At 41.2% G+C, this 19142-nt stretch carries 23 protein-coding genes; 13 read left to right on the top strand and 10 right to left on the bottom strand.

All coding sequences use genetic code 11. The annotated features are described in order from the left end of the window. Window positions 1-18 precede the first annotated feature (18 nt). The 3 genes from msrB (at window position 19) to ABTP35_RS12315 (ending at window position 2264) form a co-directional block, all read left to right on the top strand. Window positions 19-423, top strand: a complete 405-nt coding sequence (msrB, locus tag ABTP35_RS12325; RefSeq protein ID WP_252080076.1) for a peptide-methionine (R)-S-oxide reductase MsrB — start codon at window positions 19-21, stop codon at window positions 421-423. A 164-nt stretch (window positions 424-587) separates the two neighbouring features. Next, the gene (gene lpdA, locus ABTP35_RS12320; protein WP_293295960.1) at window positions 588-1979 is read left to right on the top strand and encodes a dihydrolipoyl dehydrogenase; all 1392 of its coding nucleotides are present in this window, start codon (window positions 588-590) and stop codon (window positions 1977-1979) included. A gap of 3 nt (window positions 1980-1982) precedes the next feature. After that, on the top strand, window positions 1983-2264 hold the full coding sequence (locus tag ABTP35_RS12315; RefSeq protein WP_293295962.1) for a DUF3817 domain-containing protein: 282 nt from the start codon (window positions 1983-1985) through the stop codon (window positions 2262-2264). On the opposite strand, the gene aroQ is transcribed toward ABTP35_RS12315, so the two are convergent. The 3 genes from aroQ to ABTP35_RS12300 form a co-directional block, all read right to left on the bottom strand. Further along, window positions 2256-2672, bottom strand: coding sequence for a type II 3-dehydroquinate dehydratase (gene aroQ, locus ABTP35_RS12310; protein WP_293295964.1), 417 nt, complete (start codon window positions 2670-2672; stop codon window positions 2256-2258). The two genes, ABTP35_RS12315 and aroQ, sit on opposite strands and share 9 nt — an antisense overlap. A gap of 71 nt (window positions 2673-2743) precedes the next feature. Continuing rightward, a complete protein-coding gene (locus ABTP35_RS12305) occupies window positions 2744-3208 on the bottom strand; it encodes a hypothetical protein (protein ID WP_293295966.1) in 465 nt (154 codons plus the stop codon). Window positions 3209-3283: 75 nt separating this feature from the next. Beyond that, window positions 3284-3808: a hypothetical protein gene (locus tag ABTP35_RS12300; RefSeq protein WP_252080080.1), complete on the bottom strand. Its 525-nt coding sequence runs from the start codon at window positions 3806-3808 to the stop codon at window positions 3284-3286. A gap of 232 nt (window positions 3809-4040) precedes the next feature. Between ABTP35_RS12300 and xerD the strand changes: the two genes are divergently transcribed. Beyond that, window positions 4041-4946 (top strand): site-specific tyrosine recombinase XerD, encoded by a 906-nt coding sequence (gene xerD, locus ABTP35_RS12295; RefSeq protein WP_293295968.1) that lies wholly within the window; start codon window positions 4041-4043, stop codon window positions 4944-4946. On the opposite strand, the gene ABTP35_RS12290 is transcribed toward xerD, so the two are convergent. Then, window positions 4943-6250: an NAD(P)/FAD-dependent oxidoreductase gene (locus ABTP35_RS12290; protein ID WP_224837037.1), complete on the bottom strand. Its 1308-nt coding sequence runs from the start codon at window positions 6248-6250 to the stop codon at window positions 4943-4945. The genes xerD and ABTP35_RS12290 overlap by 4 nt on opposite strands. 99 nt (window positions 6251-6349) lie before the next feature. Between ABTP35_RS12290 and ABTP35_RS12285 the strand changes: the two genes are divergently transcribed. From ABTP35_RS12285 to ABTP35_RS12275, 3 genes are all read left to right on the top strand, one after another. Beyond that, on the top strand, window positions 6350-7777 hold the full coding sequence (locus tag ABTP35_RS12285) for an amidohydrolase (protein WP_224836495.1): 1428 nt from the start codon (window positions 6350-6352) through the stop codon (window positions 7775-7777). 74 nt (window positions 7778-7851) lie between these two features. Continuing rightward, window positions 7852-8346 (top strand): RNA polymerase sigma factor, encoded by a 495-nt coding sequence (locus ABTP35_RS12280; protein WP_224836494.1) that lies wholly within the window; start codon window positions 7852-7854, stop codon window positions 8344-8346. A 2-nt stretch (window positions 8347-8348) separates the two neighbouring features. Continuing rightward, the gene (locus ABTP35_RS12275) at window positions 8349-8993 is read left to right on the top strand and encodes a hypothetical protein (protein WP_293295975.1); all 645 of its coding nucleotides are present in this window, start codon (window positions 8349-8351) and stop codon (window positions 8991-8993) included. Here the strand turns inward: ABTP35_RS12275 and ABTP35_RS12270 are convergent. Next, window positions 8990-9811 (bottom strand): 1-acyl-sn-glycerol-3-phosphate acyltransferase, encoded by an 822-nt coding sequence (locus ABTP35_RS12270; protein WP_224836492.1) that lies wholly within the window; start codon window positions 9809-9811, stop codon window positions 8990-8992. The genes ABTP35_RS12275 and ABTP35_RS12270 overlap by 4 nt on opposite strands. A 39-nt stretch (window positions 9812-9850) precedes the next feature. Next, window positions 9851-10492: a CoA pyrophosphatase gene (locus tag ABTP35_RS12265; protein WP_293295977.1), complete on the bottom strand. Its 642-nt coding sequence runs from the start codon at window positions 10490-10492 to the stop codon at window positions 9851-9853. On the opposite strand from ABTP35_RS12265, the gene ABTP35_RS12260 reads away from it, so the two are divergent. Further along, window positions 10491-11210, top strand: coding sequence for a peptidylprolyl isomerase (locus ABTP35_RS12260; protein ID WP_293295979.1), 720 nt, complete (start codon window positions 10491-10493; stop codon window positions 11208-11210). The two genes, ABTP35_RS12265 and ABTP35_RS12260, sit on opposite strands and share 2 nt — an antisense overlap. 2 nt (window positions 11211-11212) lie before the next feature. On the opposite strand, the gene ABTP35_RS12255 is transcribed toward ABTP35_RS12260, so the two are convergent. The 4 genes from ABTP35_RS12255 to ABTP35_RS12240 form a co-directional block, all read right to left on the bottom strand. Further along, on the bottom strand, window positions 11213-11698 hold the full coding sequence (locus ABTP35_RS12255; protein ID WP_293295980.1) for a hypothetical protein: 486 nt from the start codon (window positions 11696-11698) through the stop codon (window positions 11213-11215). 11 nt (window positions 11699-11709) lie between these two features. Next, window positions 11710-12825 (bottom strand): hypothetical protein, encoded by a 1116-nt coding sequence (locus ABTP35_RS12250; RefSeq protein ID WP_293295982.1) that lies wholly within the window; start codon window positions 12823-12825, stop codon window positions 11710-11712. Between the two features lie 179 nt (window positions 12826-13004). Next, window positions 13005-13616: a trimeric intracellular cation channel family protein gene (locus ABTP35_RS12245; RefSeq protein ID WP_224836487.1), complete on the bottom strand. Its 612-nt coding sequence runs from the start codon at window positions 13614-13616 to the stop codon at window positions 13005-13007. Between the two features lie 2 nt (window positions 13617-13618). Next, the gene (locus tag ABTP35_RS12240) at window positions 13619-14335 is read right to left on the bottom strand and encodes an RDD family protein (RefSeq protein ID WP_224836486.1); all 717 of its coding nucleotides are present in this window, start codon (window positions 14333-14335) and stop codon (window positions 13619-13621) included. 35 nt (window positions 14336-14370) lie between these two features. On the opposite strand from ABTP35_RS12240, the gene ABTP35_RS12235 reads away from it, so the two are divergent. From ABTP35_RS12235 to ABTP35_RS12215, 5 genes are read left to right on the top strand one after another with little or no spacing between them, the layout of a single operon-like run. Then, a complete protein-coding gene (locus ABTP35_RS12235) occupies window positions 14371-15342 on the top strand; it encodes a stage II sporulation protein M (RefSeq protein WP_224836485.1) in 972 nt (323 codons plus the stop codon). Further along, entirely contained in the window at window positions 15326-16216 is an 891-nt protein-coding gene (locus ABTP35_RS12230) for a hypothetical protein (RefSeq protein ID WP_293295984.1), read from the top strand. The genes ABTP35_RS12235 and ABTP35_RS12230 overlap by 17 nt, the downstream gene beginning before the upstream one ends. Beyond that, window positions 16217-16948 carry a DUF4129 domain-containing protein gene (locus ABTP35_RS12225; RefSeq protein ID WP_293295985.1) on the top strand — a complete coding sequence of 244 codons (732 nt, stop codon included), beginning with the start codon at window positions 16217-16219 and terminating at the stop codon, window positions 16946-16948. After that, window positions 16941-18158: a DUF4350 domain-containing protein gene (locus ABTP35_RS12220; RefSeq protein ID WP_293295987.1), complete on the top strand. Its 1218-nt coding sequence runs from the start codon at window positions 16941-16943 to the stop codon at window positions 18156-18158. The genes ABTP35_RS12225 and ABTP35_RS12220 overlap by 8 nt, the downstream gene beginning before the upstream one ends. Beyond that, window positions 18148-19140 carry a MoxR family ATPase gene (locus ABTP35_RS12215; protein ID WP_293295988.1) on the top strand — a complete coding sequence of 331 codons (993 nt, stop codon included), beginning with the start codon at window positions 18148-18150 and terminating at the stop codon, window positions 19138-19140. Before ABTP35_RS12220 ends, ABTP35_RS12215 begins: the two co-directional genes overlap by 11 nt. Window positions 19141-19142: the final 2 nt, after the last annotated feature.

Here is a 19142-nt window from a genome sequence, read left to right as displayed (position 1 = left end):
TGTGGATTTAAAAATCATATGGACAAAAAATACAGTGTAAACAAGACCGAAGAGGAGTGGAAACAACAACTTACCCCGGAGGAATTCTATGTTTTGCGACAAAAAGGTACGGAAAGACCTTTCACGGGTGAATTCGACCTTCATTTTGAAAATGGGGACTATCACTGCAGGGCATGTAACGCCAAGTTGTTCACGAGCGAACACAAATTTGAAAGTGGATGCGGTTGGCCCTCTTTTGACCAAGCGGTTGAAGGCGCCATTGAATACATCCGGGATACATCGCATGGCATGATCAGAACCGAGACCGTTTGCGCCAATTGCGGTAGCCATCTGGGACATGTTTTTAACGATGGCCCTCGAGAAACCACCGGGCAACGGTACTGCATCAATTCGGTAAGCATTGATTTTGATGCAAAAGGCTAAAGTTTTCACCAATACTATTTTCTGCGAACAGATGTTTCCCCCTATTTAACAAACAAACCCATATTTGACATTTTTCAACTTGGGAAATGGAGTTTGATTTCCGTACTTTTGCACCTGCCAATCGATGGCAGATTTCAAAATCTAACAACTAAAATCAAAATCTAATGAGCAAGTTCGATATAATTGTTTTGGGAAGTGGTCCGGGTGGATACGTTACAGCCATCAGAGCGTCACAATTGGGATTCAAAACAGCTATTGTAGAAAAAGAAAGTTTAGGAGGCGTTTGTCTTAATTGGGGATGTATCCCGACCAAGGCCCTTCTAAAATCCGCTCAAGTTTTCGAATATTTAAAACATGCCGAGGACTACGGATTAAATGCCAAAGAAGTAGGACACGATTTTGATGCTGTTGTTAAGAGAAGCCGCGGTGTAGCCGATGGAATGAGCAAGGGTGTTCAGTTCCTAATGAAGAAGAACAAAATTGAGGTAATCAATGGATTCGGAAAAGTAAAACCGGGCAAAAAAATCGAGGTTAAAACAGAAAACGGAGAAACTGCCGAATATTCTGCAGATCATATTGTTATTGCCACCGGGGCGCGCAGCCGTGAGTTGCCAAGCTTACCTCAGGATGGTGAAAAGGTTATAGGGTATCGCGAAGCAATGTCCCTAAAAAAGCAGCCTAAAAAAATGATCGTGGTCGGTAGTGGCGCCATAGGAATGGAGTTCGCTTACTTCTACCATTCTATGGGTACAGAGGTTACCGTTGTAGAATACATGCCGAACATTGTTCCTGTTGAGGATGAAGACATTTCAAAACAATTGGAGCGCAGCTTCAAAAAAGCAGGGGTGAAAATTAAGACTTCTGCCGAGGTAACCAAAGTGGATACTTCTGGCGATGGCGTTAAAGCCACCGTAAAAACAAAAAAAGGCGAAGAAGTCCTTGAGGCCGATATTGTTCTATCCGCCGTTGGAATCAAAACAAATATAGAGAACATTGGCTTGGAAGATGTGGGTATCGCTACGGACAGGGATAAAGTTCTGGTAAACGATTACTACCAAACCAATATACCTGGGTATTATGCCATTGGAGACATTACTCCCGGACAGGCCTTGGCCCACGTTGCCTCTGCTGAGGGAATACTGTGTGTAGAAAAAATTGCCGGTATGCACGTTGAAGCTTTGGATTATGGAAATATTCCAGGCTGTACGTATTGTATCCCAGAAATTGCTTCTGTTGGTTTAACAGAAAAGCAGGCCAAGGAACAGGGCTACGACCTTAAAATTGGTAAATTCCCATTTTCTGCAAGTGGTAAGGCCAAAGCAGCTGGTACGCCAGATGGTTTTGTAAAAGTTATTTTCGATGCCAAATATGGAGAGTGGCTAGGTTGCCACATGATCGGTGTTGGCGTTACCGACATGATAGCAGAAGCTGTTGTGGCCAGAAAACTGGAAACTACAGGCCATGAAGTGTTGAAAGCAGTACACCCGCACCCGACCATGAGTGAAGCCGTTATGGAAGCTGTTGCAGATGCTTATGATGAAGTAATCCATTTATAAGCTATGCTAAAAATCTTTAGGGCCACTGCTATTTTAGAAGGTATTTCCTATCTACTCCTTTTCGGAATGACCATGCCGTTAAAGCATTGGGCGGATATTCCTGAACCAAACCAAGTTGTTGGTATGGCTCATGGAGTATTGTTTATTCTATATGTAGTGGTGGCCATAGTTTTTTGTAGGGAAAGAAAATGGAACCTTAAAAGGTTTACCATGCTTTTTATTGCTTCGCTCCTACCCTTTGGTACATTCTACGCAGATAAGATGTATTTAAAAGAGTTAGCCTAAAAAGCTCCGAACCGCCAAATCGTAACTTTGCAATCCAAAGCCTAGGATAACTCCTTTGGCAACAGGGGATATGTAAGAAACATGGCGATATTCCTCCCGTTGATGGGTATTGGAAATATGCACCTCCACCACTGGAGCATTTATTGCTTTCACGGCATCACCAATACCAACGGATGTGTGCGTGTAGGCTGCGGCATTTAATATGATCCCATCATAATTGAAACCTACTTCTTGGATTTTACCAATAAGCTCCCCTTCTATATTGGATTGAAAATATTCCAATTCCACATTAGGAAATTTTTGCTGTAACTGGGCAAAGTGGTCTTCAAAAGTAGTACTCCCATACACATTTGGCTCTCGCTTGCCCAACAGGTTTAAGTTGGGTCCGTTAATGATCATTAGCTTCATAAATTCAAAAATACAATAAAAAGAAAAGGACGGGATGATCCCGTCCTCAATATCTTTTGTCCAAAAATAGTTTAATTATCGAATGCAAATTGCAGACCAAAGCCAAAAGCTGCCACTTCATTTTCACCTACATCGCTCAAAACAACGGATGGGCGCCAATCAAAATTCAACACCAATGGAACGCCATCGATCTTAAAATCGAGTCCTAAATGAGGGCGCAGGGCAAATATATTATCGGAATTTTTGATGAAAATTATACTCGGCCCCACTCCCGCGTACCAACGCAGGCCAGGTGCCCTAAAAAATCCTTTGTGGTAAGAGTACAAAAAAGTAGCAATGGTAGCATTGTCCTCGAACCCCAAATCGGCCTGTCCCACATGGATATCGGAGAAAAAGTATTTACCGGAGGCTCCAAAAAAAGTGGCTTCGTCGTAAAGGTCGATTCCCAGTCCCAAAGCAGCACGATAATTGGTTTGGGCCTTTACTGCCAAATTGCCCATCATAACCAATGCAATAACAAAAAGTAATTTTTTCATTTTTAAGTGTAATTAATGGTTAATATTCATATAGTTAACTGTAAGATTTGGGGTTATGACAGTCAATTTTTTATATTAAAACAAAAACAGGATGCCCAAAGCAGCCATTGAAAAATCGTAATCGTCACTAATTTTCACGTACGATATATTTACTTCGGTGCTCCTACCTACATTAACTCCCACCATGGGACGTATATAAAGCCCTCCCGAATTCCCTTGGTTAACCCCTACGGCATATCCAACATCGGCTCCCAGTTTAAAATCGTAAGTGGGATATATCCGTAATGCGGCTGCAACCGGTAAATATTGGATATTCGGAAAATCCCCTTCTAGCACAAACGAGCCAAAATCTACCGTATCGTTATTCACAAAAACGTTCATAAAACCTGTAGACAAGCCGGCATCTATTAATTCCGAAAGTGCCCAATGATAACCCAAATCCAGACCTATTTCAAAATTTGCCAAATCGGAAATATCACCGAATGGTACTCCTGCATGAACACCCGCTTTAAAATTTGTTCGATCCACTCTTTGTGCCATAGATGAAAAGCTTACCGTAATCAGAGCGATGATCACCAGTACATATGTCTTATTCTTCATTGTTAAAATTTTATTAACACCAGAACGCCATCATCTCTAAAAAAGTACCTCTTTTACCATTTTTCCGACCAACGACACAAATTTATTTTTGTCCAAACAATAACAATCCATGTTGGGAAATTAGCTAAACCAACACAATTTTAATGCCCACGTTTGACCAAAGGGCATTCTGAATTGACCAATGCGCAATTGGAATTAATTTTGAAGATATTATGTGCTTATATTTGAATGTATGAAGTGGAATCAAGCGATAAAAGATTACCAAAACTACTTAAAAATCGAGCGAGGACTATCACCAAATACGATTTCCAATTATTCCATGGATATTCAAAAACTTGTGGGCTATCTGGAAGAGCAAGGCATAGTTGAAAATGCGATCGAAATCGATAAGGATACCATTCAACAATTTATCTACGAGATCGCCAAGGTGGTAACGCCTAGAACTCAGGCTCGCATTATCTCTGGCCTTAAAGGCTTCTTTATTTATTTGGTTTTTGAAGATTACCGGGAGGATAATCCGATGGACTTGATAGAAACACCAAAAATTGGCAGAAAACTGCCGGACACCCTCTCCGAAGACGAAATCAATGAACTGATAGCCGCAATCGATTTGTCGAAGCCCGAGGGAGAAAGGAACAGGGCCATATTGGAAACCCTTTACGGGTGTGGACTAAGGGTCTCGGAACTCATCAACCTAAGACTTTCGGATTTGTATTTTGATGAGGATTTTATTAAAGTAACGGGGAAGGGGAACAAACAGCGATTTGTACCGATCAGCCAGGTGAACCAAAAATACATTGATATTTATCGTAATGAGATCCGTGTACACTTGCCGATAAAAAAGGAGCACGAAGACTTTGTATTTCTCAACCGCAGGGGCAAACAACTTACCCGCGCCATGATCTTTACCATAATAAAGCGACTTGCCGAAACGATTGGGCTTAAAAAGAATATCAGCCCCCATACTTTTCGCCATTCGTTTGCCACACATCTTTTGGAAAACGGTGCCGACCTAAGGGCCATACAGCAAATGTTGGGGCACGAGAGTATTACCACAACCGAAGTGTACATGCATGTTAACAGGAAACACTTGATGGAAGTGCTCCATGAGTTTCATCCAAGAAAAAAAGACGCTTAATTTTTTACTAAGTTATCCCGCTTTACCCTATTCTGTTTTTTAAATGGGCGAATGATCAATCGGGCCTCTCGGTCGAAGCGGACATAATTGTACACCCAGTTGATAAATACCACTACCCTATTCCTAAAACCGATAAGAAAATATAAGTGTACGAACATCCACACAAACCAGGCAAATACCCCTTGAAACTTAAAATTGGGCATATCCACCACTGCTTTGTTCCTGCCCACCGTGGCCATACTCCCCTTATCCTTATACACAAAAGGCTTCATGGGTCTGCCCTCGAGCAGGCGAACTAAATTGTTTCCCAGGTTCCTTCCTTGCTGAATGGCGGGTTGTGCCATCATGGGATGGCCATGGGGATAGTCCTCACTTTCCATTTGGGCCACGTCGCCAATGGCAAAAACGTCTTCCAAGCCCTCAATTTGATGAAAATGGTTGACCCTTAAGCGCTCTCCCCTGCAAAGCATTTCCTCGGCATCCAAACCTTTAAGACCAACCGCTTTAACCCCAGCGGCCCAAACCAAGGTTTCCGCATCAAAAATAGTCTTTGTATTGGTGGATACACGTTTGCCATCATAATCGGTTACCCGAATATTTTTCCAAACATTTACCCCTAGCTCTTCCAAGAATTTTTCGGCCTTTTGTGAAGCTTTTGCGCTCATGGCCGGCAAAAGTCTGTCGCCGCCCTGTACCAAATTTATTTGCGCTCTACGTGTATCCAGATCGGGATAATCCTTGGGCAGTATCCCTTTTTTTATCTCGGCCAATGCCCCTGCCAGTTCAACTCCTGTAGGTCCACCACCCACAATAACAAAATTCATTAAAGCATCACGCTCGTGGAGATCATCGGTAAGTAGAGCTTGCTCAAAATTCTCCAAGATCAAACTTCTTAGGTTCAACGACTGTGGAATCGTCTTCATGGCCATTCCTTTGGTCTCTATACCTTTATTCCCAAAAAAATTGGTTTCGGAACCGGTCGCCACAACCAAATAGTCATAGAAAATTTCACCTATATTGGTCTTTACCCTTTTGGTATCCGTTTTTATTTCTTCAACATTTGCCAACCTAAAAAAGAAATTGGGATAACCCTGCAATACTTTTCGAATGGGATAGGCAATGGAATCGGGTTCCAATCCACCCGTAGAAACTTGGTAAAGCAAGGGTTGAAAGTTGTGATAATTGTGCATATCCAAAAGCACTACTTGTGCTTCTTTCTTACTAAGTTTTTTGGCCAATGCTATACCACCAAAACCACCGCCGATGATAACGACCCTGGGAAAACTGGATTGAGGAATGTTCATGCTAGACATAGCTACAAATTTACGTATTCCGCATAAGCACATACCATCTCGGGACTGTTTTTTTGTATATTTAAGCGCTAACTCAAAAACCTTCCAACCATGAAAAAATTACTCCCCTTCGGTGTATTGTTCCTTTTTGTCGCAATTGCCGTACATGCTCAAAAAAAGAAAAAGGATGTCATTAACCAATTAGAATCAAAATCTGAAACCTATATTGAAATTGCCCACGAAATTTGGGGCCTGGCGGAAATGGGCTATTTAGAGGAAAAAAGTTCGGCCCTTTTACAGAAAACCTTGTCTGAAGCTGGTTTCTCCATAGATGCCGGTATTGCCGGTATTCCAACGGCTTTTAAGGCGGAATATGGTTCCGGTTATCCCGTAATTGCCATTTTAGGGGAGTATGATGCCTTGCCCGGATTATCCCAAGAAGCAGTTCCCGAGAAAAAATCGGCAGGTGGTGCCGCCGGACATGCCTGTGGTCACCATCTATTTGGTACAGCCTCCACTGCTGCCGCAATTTCTGTAAAAGATTGGATGGAAGCCAACAATATTAAAGGAACCATTCGATTTTATGGATGCCCTGCAGAAGAGGGTGGATCAGGAAAAGTCTACATGGTCCGAGAAGGTGTTTTTAACGATGTGGATGTGGCCTTACATTGGCACCCAAGTGCTGCCAACGCGGCAAGTGCAGGTGCTGCATTGGCCAACAAATCTGCCAAATTTAGGTTTTACGGTGTTTCCGCCCACGCAGCCGCAGCTCCACAAATGGGAAGATCTGCTCTGGACGGTGTGGAGGCCATGAATGCTATGGTCAACATGATGAGGGAACATATTCCACAAGAAGCCAGAATACATTACGTAATAACTGATGGGGGCAAAGCTCCAAATGTTGTGCCCGACTATGCCGAGGTGTATTACTACGCAAGACATAACACAAGGGATGTGGTCGTAGATATTTTTGATAGAATTGTAAAGGCTGCAGAAGGTGCTGCCTTGGGCACAGGTACAACCATGGAATATGAAATGATCGGGGGCACACATGAACTTTTACCCAACCTTACCCTACAAAAAATAATGCATGATAACCTAACGACCGTTGGTGGTTTTACTTACAGTGATGAGGAAATAGCCTTCGCCGAAAAAATTTCTAAAAGTCTGGGCAAACCAAGTCTTGATCTAAAAACTGTAGAAACCGTGCAACCTTACCGCGAAACGGCACGTGCCTTTGGTTCTACAGATGTAGGTGATGTAAGTTTTACCGTACCCACCGCGGGAATGGGGGCCGCCACTTGGGTGCCCGGTACTCCCGCCCATAGTTGGCAAGCTGTTGCGGCAGGTGGCATGAGCATTGGGCACAAAGGGATGATGGTGGCCGCAAAAACCCTATCCTTGACCGCAATGGACCTTTTTCAAGATACCAAAACAGTGGAAGCTGCCAAAAAAGAACTGCAGGACAGAAGAGGAAAAGACTTTACTTATGTGCCGATGTTGGGCAACAGACCGCCCGCTTTGGACTATCGTAAATAGAAATTTTCAATTTAAAGTGTAACAAATTCTACTTTTGTACTACTATTAAGTAGAGCAAACTTACCAACCGCTTAGTGAACAAAGAACTGGAACATCGATTTGTTACGGAACTTGAGGACAATCAGAACATTGTCCATAAGGTATGCAGTCTATATACCAACGACAAAGATTCGCACAATGATCTGTTCCAAGAAATCACGATTCAGTTGTGGAAAGCATATCCAAAGTTTCGAGGGGATTCCAAGTTTAGTACATGGATGTACCGCGTAGCCCTTAATACAGCGATAACGTTGTACCGCAAATCCAAAAAAAGGGTAAAGACCCAGGATTTTGATTCGGTACTCTATAAGATAAAGACTACCGATTACGACGATACCGAGGAGCGCCAATTAAAACTGATGTACGACGCCATAAAACAACTTGGCGATATCGACAAGGCTTTGGTTTTTCTTTATCTGGAGGACAAGGATTATTCGGAAATCGCCGAAACACTGGGTATTTCCGAAGTAAATGCAAGAGTGAAAATGAGCAGGGTGAAAACAAAATTAAAAACCATATTAAATCCATAGTTATGTTGGATGAACTGGAGCTGTTAAAAAAAGATTGGCAAAAACGGGAAGCGAACCTTCCCAAGTTGTCCTATGAGCAGATATATCCGATGATCAAGAAAAAATCCTCCTCCATAGTTAAGTGGATTTTCTATATCAGCATTATCGAGTTTGTGTTCTGGGCCGGAATCAATATTGTTTTTAGCGGACCGGAGACCATGGAGGAGCTCAAAGCCATGCACATTCATAAAGTGATTATGGTTCTAAACGTGGTCAACTACGGTATAATCCTATATTTTATACTTAAGTTCTACAACAATTACAAAAAGATATCCTTTACGGATTCGTCCCGTAATTTGATGAAAACCATATTAAAAGTAAAACGAACCGTTACCCAATATGTTTGGTTCAACCTCATCATTTTCACTACTTATCTAATCATAAATATGTACGGCGTACTTATTTATGGGCCCGAAGGCAAAAAAATTATCGAGGCTGCCTCACAGGATGGGAACACTATGGCATTTTGGGCCATGGTAATCGGTATTTCCGTGGTTTTCACCGCCATAATCCTATTTTTGATCTGGCTGTTTTACAAACTGCTCTATGGAATTTTATTAAAAAGGCTTCGCAGAAACTACAACGACCTCAAACGTTTGGAAGTCTAACTTTCCAGTTTGCCCTTGTAACTGTAACGTCTTTTTTGATTTTCCTCTTCGTAGGCCAAAAGCTCTTTTTGTGGAATTACTTTAAGGAATGATGGGTGTTGCTCTATCGCGTACTCCAATTTTTCCAAAATGGAAGCAATGGATTCGTTATCGTAATCAATATCCAAAGGTTCTTTAATTTGCATGGACTGTAAAATCCCCTTCTTTTTAACACGAAGGCCTTTTTTATCAAAAGACCTACGAAAACCATCTATAACAACGGGCACCACGATGGGTCTGTACTTTTTAATAATATGCGCCGTTCCTTTGCGCAAAGGTTTCCAAGGCGTAGTGGTCCCCTGCGGAAAGGTTATTACCCATCCGTCGTCCAGCGCTTTCCCGATATTGGAAATGTCGCTGAATTTTACTTGCCGGTTCACATCTTGTCCATCCGCTCTCCAAGTCCTTTCAATACTAATGGAGCCTGCGTAGGCCAAAATTTTGGTCAAGAGACTCTTTTTCATGGTCTCCTTGGCCGCAACATAATAAATGTTGAGTTTGGGGTTCCATAAATAGCCCAAATTTTTAATGGAATCGTCCCTGCCCTTTAAACTGGCATTAAAAACATGGAACATAGCCACCACATCGGCAAAATATGTTTGATGGTTGCTTACAAAAAGTACATTGTTCTCAGGAAGTTCACGAATCACCTGTGATCCTTCGATTTCAAGTGTGTTAAATCCCTTATAACGCTGATGCGTCATCATACCAGCGATACGAATCAACCATCGTTTTAAAAATAAGATATGTCCAAAAGGGTTCTTCTTGAATAGCCCCATGTGCTGTGTTGATTAGATTGCAAATTTACAAAATAGCGATTAAAGCACTTGCCGTAAAAGTTCTTTGATCTCGCTCAACATCATGGCGGTAGCCCCCCAAACCGTGTAACCGTTTAACTTAAAGGCCGGTACATTGATATTTTTTGCATAGGATGTGCTCAATATTTCTTGAATATGGTTGGAATCGTCCATAAAATCCTTTAAATAGACCTCTACCAGACTCTCTACTTCTTTCTCTTCCTTTACAAATGGCTTGGGCTGCGGGTAAACTCCAATATATGGTTTTACCAAAAAATTGCTCGGTGGTATGTACACTTCGCTTAATCCCTTGATCACTTCTATCTCTTTTGGAGGCACACCCACTTCTTCGTGTGTTTCCCGAAGAGCGGTATCCCTTAAGTCTTTATCAATCATTTCCACTTTTCCACCCGGGAATCCGATCTGGTTGGAATGTACCCCTTTATACACTTTCCTAAGAATTAAAAGAAGCCTGGTCTCTTGATCAACATCCGGATAGAACAAAGCCATAACCCCTGCCCTTTTGGGGTTTACATCTTCCACCTTGTTCTGTTTTAACCACTGAATCCGAAGGTCCGGAGACATTTTATTGTGAGAATCCGTTCCCGGAAGTGGGAGATTTTTTAATTTTAGAGCAAGTTGATAAAATTCATTAAAATCCATGCTGTTGAGACAATCGGCTTTAATCACAAGTTTATTATTTCTTTTACTCGCTTCATGCGGAGAATCACCAAAAAAAGAAAACAACAAAGTTCAGGAAAATATTGCAAATACGGATAGCCTTGCACAGGCTCCAGTGGATTCCCTAAAAGTCGAAGAAGAGAAAGAACCGTTCAAGCTAACGGAGGAAAATGCCATCGATTTCTTTTTTAACTATGCCAAGACCTTAAAAAAGAACAGGGTAAAGATTACCACGACCATGGGAAGTTTTACTGTAGAACTGTATGACAATGTTCCATACCATAAGGCAAATTTTATCTATTTGGCAAAGCAACATTATTTTGATAGTACACAATTCCATAGAGTGGTCAAGGACTTTATAATTCAAGGGGGCAATTCGGACGATAAGCGTACTGCTAAGAAACGTGGTAAAATCGGTAGATATTTACTACCGCCCGATGCCAAAAAAGGGCACAAGCACCATAGGGGCACAATTTCCATGCCCAGTAGCGAAAGGGACAACCCACACAAACTGGCTTCGCCCTACGAATTTTTTATAGTGGTAACAAACCCTGGGTCCTACCACCTTGATGGATCTTACACTCCATTTGGCCGTGTGGTGGAAGGAATGGATGTTGTGGATGCCATTAACAATGTTCCGGTCGGTGATGGGGATTGGCCTTGGCAGAACATTTATATTCTGAAAGCCGAAGTATTATAAATTTATTTGTAACTACTTATTGTAACCCATACATTGGTCACCAAACTTTGTTTTGGAACTTCTTTTTCCAAAATTCTTCTGGCCGTTGTTGTCTTTTTTTCATAAACCGAAACAAGGGCAGCCACAATGATCAGGTTTTTTAAGATGTACTGACCGAGCAAGGTGAGCGATAACGGCTCTTCACCAAAAACTTCCCCAGGAAAAAAGAAAAGAGGCAAAAATGTACAGGCCATATGAATCAACGATAGAACTACAGCTTGTTGGCGCATAAAACCAACAATCAATAAAATACCCAAGGTAACCTCGCCAATGGCCAAAATCAGAATGGAGACTTGATCCGGTATTAGGCCCAAAGTAAGCTGATGTATGGTGTTCTTTGCCAAATCTTCGGCAGGACTTAGATTTGGAAAAAACTTTAACCCACCAAACCAACAATATATCAGACCTACCGAAACAACGAGCAATTTTTCTTTAAACGATATTTTCAAAAGATCGGGATTTAATTCTTGAATTCATTCATTAGTTCAGGATTTACCTTTACCCTGTTTTGGGAGAATCTGTAGGACACTCCCACATTGATCAAATAATCCGCAAAAGCAGCATCTCCCGCTCTGGGCTCCCCTGTAACTTCTTGTGTTTGAAGGTCGGTCACACTTTGGGGACGCTCTCTTCTCACTGCGAACGGAACATTAAGGTTCAATGAAAAGTTATCTTTAATAAATGCTATACCGGGATCAATGGAAAGTACGTTTCCCGGCCTTCTAAAACCCGCGTTGCCTCCAATAAGGTCTTTTACCGGAACGCCTTCATACCTTGCTCCCAATGAAGCTGAAATGGAGGAACTTATAAGATGACTGACCCCTGCACGGACAGAGAATTGATCTGGAACAGCCATAATTGCTTCATTTTGCAGAATAGGACTTAAAGTTTCCCTAAAAGTTCTTGTTCCGTTGGTCTCTCTTGGGTTTAAAAGATAAAAACCACCCCCATAGGCAAAAAAACCTTCTCCGATCTTTCGATAAAACTGAAAATCCAACGTTATTCCAAAACCACCATCTCCCGGCTGTATACTTTGATCAACAGGTCTCACCTGTGGCCCATCGTTGGGTCCCACGTTGTAAAAAATATCGGATGCGTTGTAGTTGCCGGTAGGCAACTTTACACCCAATCCCAATGCCAAATTTCCATTTTGATTTTTTTCGAGATCAAACAGCCAAAAGCCCACACCTGCTCTAATGTCCGCCAAACCCCTGGAAAATGTGGTGTTGCGCTCTTCTCGACCATGTTCGTACAAGGACGATCTGGTATTTATTACGGTAGGGATCGTTATACTGGCATACCACCTATCCGATATACCATAGGTTAAAAAGAAATCCCAGGAATGCGAATGGTTGATAACCTCTGTTTCATTGGAAACCCTATCAGGTTCTTCTTCCGTGCCCCTAAAGTGTCGAAAAGATTTAAAATACCTATAGTTACTACCAACCTGTATGTCGCCCGGACCTAACAAATTGTTTTCCAAAGTGTTTCCAACACAAGATGAGAAATGCCTAATCGCAACGCATCCCTGTGCCATTAATTGATGGAATCCCATAATGGAAACCAGTATGAACATGAAAATTTTAAGTGATCGTGATGTCCTCATTGAATAATCGGTTATTTAGTTTGCTCTATATGCAATGTAGAACTATATAACCCTTATAAGGACTAACAAAAACGTAAAAAAGATTAAGACACGGTTAATGCCACTAAAAAAGCATTAATTCAAATTCTTAAAAAGTTAGGGACGATCTTTTAAGCTGCTTTCTTGTAGATACTCGGTAAGCTAACTCCAAAAACAACCGCGATCAAGCGAATAATTATCACAACCAAAATCGCAGCAATGTAAGCGTAGCTGTCCTTTATCGGGAACTGGGAAAACAAGAAATAACTGGCACCGCCTAAAATACAGGCCGTGGCATAAATCTCCTTTCTAAAAATAACGGGAATCTCATTGCAAAGGATGTCACGGGTTACGCCACCAAAACAGGCCGTCATAGTACCGAGAAAAACACACATAATGGGCAATAACTCTGCTTCCAACCCTTTTTCCACACCGACCATGGTATAAAGTCCGATACCAATTGTATCGAACAAAAACAACGATCGCCTTAAATACTTAAGTTTGTTCACAAAAATAATGGCAAATACTACGGAGATAAAAATAGTGGTTACATAGGTCAGGTCCTGCATCCAACCCACCGGTGTATTACCAATCAGCAAATCCCTAAGTGTACCACCGCCAATGGCCGTAACAAATGCAATAATTAAAACCCCGAAGAGGTCCAACCGTTTTTCCATGGCCACCAAAACCCCAGAAATAGCAAAGGCTATGGTTCCTAAAATATCAATGGTTTGATATAACATCCTTACATTTTTTGAGTGTAATAGTTGTAATCCTTGATGACCACATCCACAAATTCGATAGGTTGTAACGAAGTCTGTACCTTCGTCACCTCCTTGATCCTTTGGTCCAAAGAAACAATAATATTATGGTTTCCATTCAATTTGGCCTTGTCATACAATTCTTTGATGGTCTGCATTTCCTGATCCTTAAAAACCGTTACTTGTGGAAAGGTGGGTTTATAATCTTCGGGCAATTCACGTAATAGGGTATCCTTTAGGGATATGCGCTTTTTTTCACTGATCACTGTAGTTCCCGCGGCTATATCTCCAATACGCTGGCCTTTACCCCTGATCAAAATAGTGAGTACTGCAGCTCCTCCAGAGGTTAGGCTCACATCTATAATGCGCAGGGCCCAGCGAACAAAGTAATTTCCAAAGTTAGGTTTGGAGCCATCCAACTTGACCACTCTTAGTTTCATGGCACTCTTACCTATGGTCTTGCCATCCATCAAGGTTTCAAAAAGTAAATAATAAAAAAAAGCAGGTAAACTGAGTATTAAATAGAAAGCCCATTGATCCTCGATCTCAATATCCAACGAAACCAAAAAAACAATCATCAAAATAAAATACACCATAATAATAAAGCTATCTATAATATAAGCCAGCATACGCTCACCCAAGTGGGACGTGTTTTGGTTGATGGTTATATTTTGGGCCGTTTCTATTTGAAATTGTTCCATAAATTAGTTTCTTTACTTTTAAACCAAAAGATTTAATGCGCGAGGCCGCTTTTGTAAGGCAAAATAAGGATAAATGGGCCGCTTTTGAAAATGCTCTGCTCCACAAAGGACAACTTCACCCAGACGAGCTTTCGGATCTTTACATTGAGATTACCGATCATCTGAGTTACGCAAAAACGTTTTACCCGGGCAGCAACACGCAGATTTATCTGAACACACTTGCCTCCCAAGCACATCAGAAAATTTACAAGACCAAACGGGAATCCAGAAACCGTATTGTACATTTTTGGAAAATCGAGTTTCCGACCATGTTCAAGAACCATCATCGGGAATTGCTAATTTCATTCTTGGTATTTTCCTTTTTTGCGGTTGTGGGTGCTTTCTCCTCTGCAAACGAAGGTGACTTTGTGCGGTCCATTTTAGGTAACGGCTATGTAAACATGACCCTGGAAAATATTGAAAAAGGCGACCCTATGGCCGTGTATAAGGAACAAGGCGCCTTTAATATGTTCTTGGGCATTACCATAAACAACATCAAAGTCGCCATATATGCATTTGCCTTTGGGATTTTTTTGGGCGTGGGCACACTTTATATTATGATGCAGAACGGTATTATGTTAGGAAGTTTTCAATACTTTTTCTACGAGAAAGGATTGTTGTGGGAATCCGCAAGAACCATTTGGATCCACGGTACCATAGAAATTTCAGTAATCGTTATCGCAGGCTGTGCCGGATTGGTCTTGGCCAATGGAATCTTATTCCCTGGCACTTACACTCGATTGGAATCGTTTAAAAGAGGGGTTAAAAATGGCCTTAAAATAATGGTGAGCACCGTTCCTTTTTTTATTATGGCCGGCTTCTTGGAAGGGTTTGTAACCCGGCACACCGAAATGCCGGACTGGTTGGCAATTTTAATTATACTGTCTTCGTTAGCATTGATCATATTCTATTACATTATATATCCAAATCAAATCCATAGAAAAAACCAACATGCAAACAACCAATAAATATATCGAGTTTAAAAAGCAACGGGAACTGGGAGAAATTCTTTCGGACTGTTTCGGTTTTATTAGAAACGAGTTTAAAACATTTTTTAGGACCATCTTAAAAATTGTGGGGCCCTATATTTTGGTTATGCTGATCTCCATGGGGTTCTACATGTACACTATAGGCGACATTTTTAGTTTAAGCACCTTTGGGAGCACCCCCAGCGCGGCATTCTCGCCCATTATTATGGTTTTGGCCGTAGCGGCTTTGATGTTCAGTTCCGTTGCAGCCTACGTTCTGGCCCAAGGCACTGTGCTACATTACATAAAATCGTACATCAACAACAAGGGTGTTACAAACTACGATGAAATCCATAAAGGGGTGTACGGCTCCTTTTGGTCGCTAATCGGCTTGGGTATTTTAGTAGGCCTGTCCGTAATAATCGGCATCTTTCTTTGCGTAATTCCCGGAATATATTTAGCCGTTCCTCTTTCCATATCTTTTGCCATTCTGGTATTTCTTAAAAAAGATGCCATGGAATCCTATCAATATAGTTTTACCCTGATCAAGGAAAACTGGTGGATCACATTTGCGACCCTTTTTGTGATCTATATTATCGTGGCGATTGCCTCCTATGCTTTTAGTTTGCCCAGTATAATCTATATGTGGATAAAAATGGGGGTGTTTTCCGGAGAAATGGATGCTGAAAGTATGAATGTTTTTAACGACCCCATTTATCTCATTTTAAATATTCTGAGCACTTTGGTCCAATTCTTAATGAACATCATTTTTTTGGTGGCCACTTCCTTGATATTTTTCAACCTAAACGAAAAGAAAAATTTTACAGGTACTTTTGAACGCATCGAAAGCCTGGGAAAATCATCGGAGGAATAGATGCAAAAATTACTGATCTTATCATTCGTACTTTTTTCTTGGACAATTCTTTTTGCCCAGAACGACACCCTTGTAAAGTATGATAAATCGGATATCGCCCCTGTACAGTTCCAAAAAAGTGACCTGGATACCTATAAGAATGATTCAAAATTCAATTATGAAGAGGTAAAAACGGAAAGCACTTGGTTCACGGATGTGATCAACTGGTTCTACAATCTTTTACGCAGATTTTTTGAGTGGATCTTTGGTGTAGGCAATGCAGAAGGCTATTTGGCCGTGTTTTTAGAGATTCTCCCCTATTTGCTTCTTGCCCTTTTCCTGTATTTGGTAATCCGCTTTTTTGTAAGGTCGAACATACAGGGCAAGGGTAAAAAAAATAAGAACCCCAACATGGTCTCATTGTCGGAAGATGAACACATTATTAAAAATGCAGACATTGAGCAGTTGATAAAAAATGCCCTGAACGATAAAAATTACCGCCTTGCCATTCGATATCAATACCTGTTTATCCTACAATTATTATCTGAACACGAATGGATAGATTGGCAACAACAAAAAACCAACGATGATTATTTGGAGGAATTATCGACAAGTCCGTTGTTGGACGATTTTGGCAGAGCCACCGTTCTTTATGATTATGTATGGTACGGCGAGTTTGAGTTAAATCGGGAACGCTATACCAAAGCCGAAACCATTTTCAAATCCTTAAAAAATGCATTGAACAATGTCTAAAAAAGGATGGATCTATATAGTAATAGGTGGGCTTGCGCTAGGAATCATTTTTGTGATGGAATACAATAAACCCAAAAAAGTAAATTGGTTTCCATCGTTCGTGTCCCATCATAAAATTCCTTACGGCACCTACGTACTGAACGATCTTATGGAAACATACTTTCCAAATAGGATTCAGCAAGTACAAAAACCGCCTTTTGAACTGTTGACCCGCACCGATTCCATACAAGGCGCCTATTTTTTTGTGAATGAATCCGTTTCTTTTGAAGAAGCCGAGCTCAATGCCCTATTGGAATGGGTAGAACAGGGTAACCACCTATTTGTGGCGTCGAACTCTTTTGAAAGAAAATTGTTGGATACCCTCAACTTAGATATTCAAAATGTATATAATAGTGGACAATTGGAGCCCATTTTTCATTATCAATTGGTCAACCCAAAATTGCAAAGTCCAAAAGTCAAATTCACCAAAGATTATTATACCACTGGTTTTGATCAAATAGATACCTTGAGAACCACAATTTTAGGTGAAGTACAGGCTAAAGGCGATAGCACGGAAACCATCAAAAAATATGTGAATACCATAAAACAATCATTCGGTAAGGGAGAAATTGTTTTGAGCGCCTTTCCCAAAGCATTTACCAATTACTTTATCCTAAAGGATAACAATTTGGAATACACCGCCGGGCTTTTGGCCTATCTTCCCAAGAAAGGGCCAATATTTATGGACAACTTCCACAAATCCGGTAAATCCTTCTATACTTCTCCGATGTATCTTTTCCTGAACACCAAAGAGTTTAAATGGGCTTACTATCTGGCACTTATCGGCGCATTGATCTATATTGTTTTTGAAGGGAAACGGAAACAACGCGCCATTCCCGTGGTACCCCCACTAAAAAATCAGACCTTGGCGTTTACACGGACCATTGCAGACATGTACTTTGAAAAAGGAGAGTTACAATTGATCACAAAACATAAAACTGAGTACTTTTTGGAATACTTAAGGACCAAACTGCATGTTTCCACCCAAAATTTGGAGGATGAAACATTTTTGAAGCACCTGGCCATACGTGGCAATTCCACGGAAGAGGAAGTAAGGTCCTTAATGGGATTGATCGTAAATTTGAGAACCAAAGACCATATTACCGAAATAGAATTACAAAATCTGAACAATAAAATACAAGCATTTAAAGCAAACGTTGATGGAAAATAACGAAACAAACGACTTGGACTTTAACAGCAGGGTACCCTTGGAAGAACTTAGGAATATCGTAGAGCAGATAAAAAAGGAGTTGTCCACCATAATTGTTGGGCAAAAAGATTTTATAGAACTACTGATCATATCCATATTGGCGGATGGGCACGCTTTGATCGAGGGTGTCCCCGGCATTGCAAAAACGGTTACCGCCAAGCTTTTTGCAAAAACCCTCAAAACAGAGTTTAACCGCATTCAGTTTACCCCCGATCTAATGCCCAGCGATATTCTGGGAACCTCGGTTTTCAATGCCAAGACCACGGAGTTCGAATTTAAAAAGGGGCCCATTTTTTCGAATATTATTTTGATCGATGAGATAAACCGTGCTCCCGCCAAAACCCAGGCCGCCCTTTTTGAGACCATGGAGGAAAGACAGGCTACGGTTGATGGCACCACCTATAAAATGAGCGAGCCTTTTATGGTTCTGGCCACTCAGAACCCGATTGAACAAGAGGGTACCTACGCTCTTCCCGAAGCACAACTGGACCGCTTTCTTTTTAAGATTAAAGTAAGCTATCCTTCGGTCGAGGAAGAAATTGCAATACTCAAGAACCATCACGAACGTAAGGGCGAAAAACCACAAGATCAAATAAAAGCAGTTTTGTCGCCAAAAAAACTGTTGGAATTTAAAAAGAACATCCACGAGGTGGTCGTAGAACAAAAAATTCTGGATTATATCGCCAATATTATAAACCTGACAAGAACCCATCCACATTTGTATTTGGGCGCTTCTCCCAGAGCATCCATTGCAACGTTAACGGCCGCTAAGGCCTTTGCCGCTATTTCCGGCCGGGATTTTGTAATCCCGGAGGATGTAAAAAAAGCATTGCTCCCTGTGCTCAATCATAGGGTAATTTTAACCCCAGAGCGAGAAATGGAGGGAATGACCACTGAAAATGTGATTGCCATGATCATGGAATCCGTTGAAATCCCCAGATAGGC

Origin of the sequence: Flagellimonas alginilytica (assembly GCF_042134605.1) — a bacterium.
GTDB lineage: Bacteria > Bacteroidota > Bacteroidia > Flavobacteriales > Flavobacteriaceae > Flagellimonas > Flagellimonas alginolytica.
The sequence above is the reverse complement of the archived record's forward strand: the minus strand, read 5'-3'. Positions and strand labels throughout refer to the sequence as shown.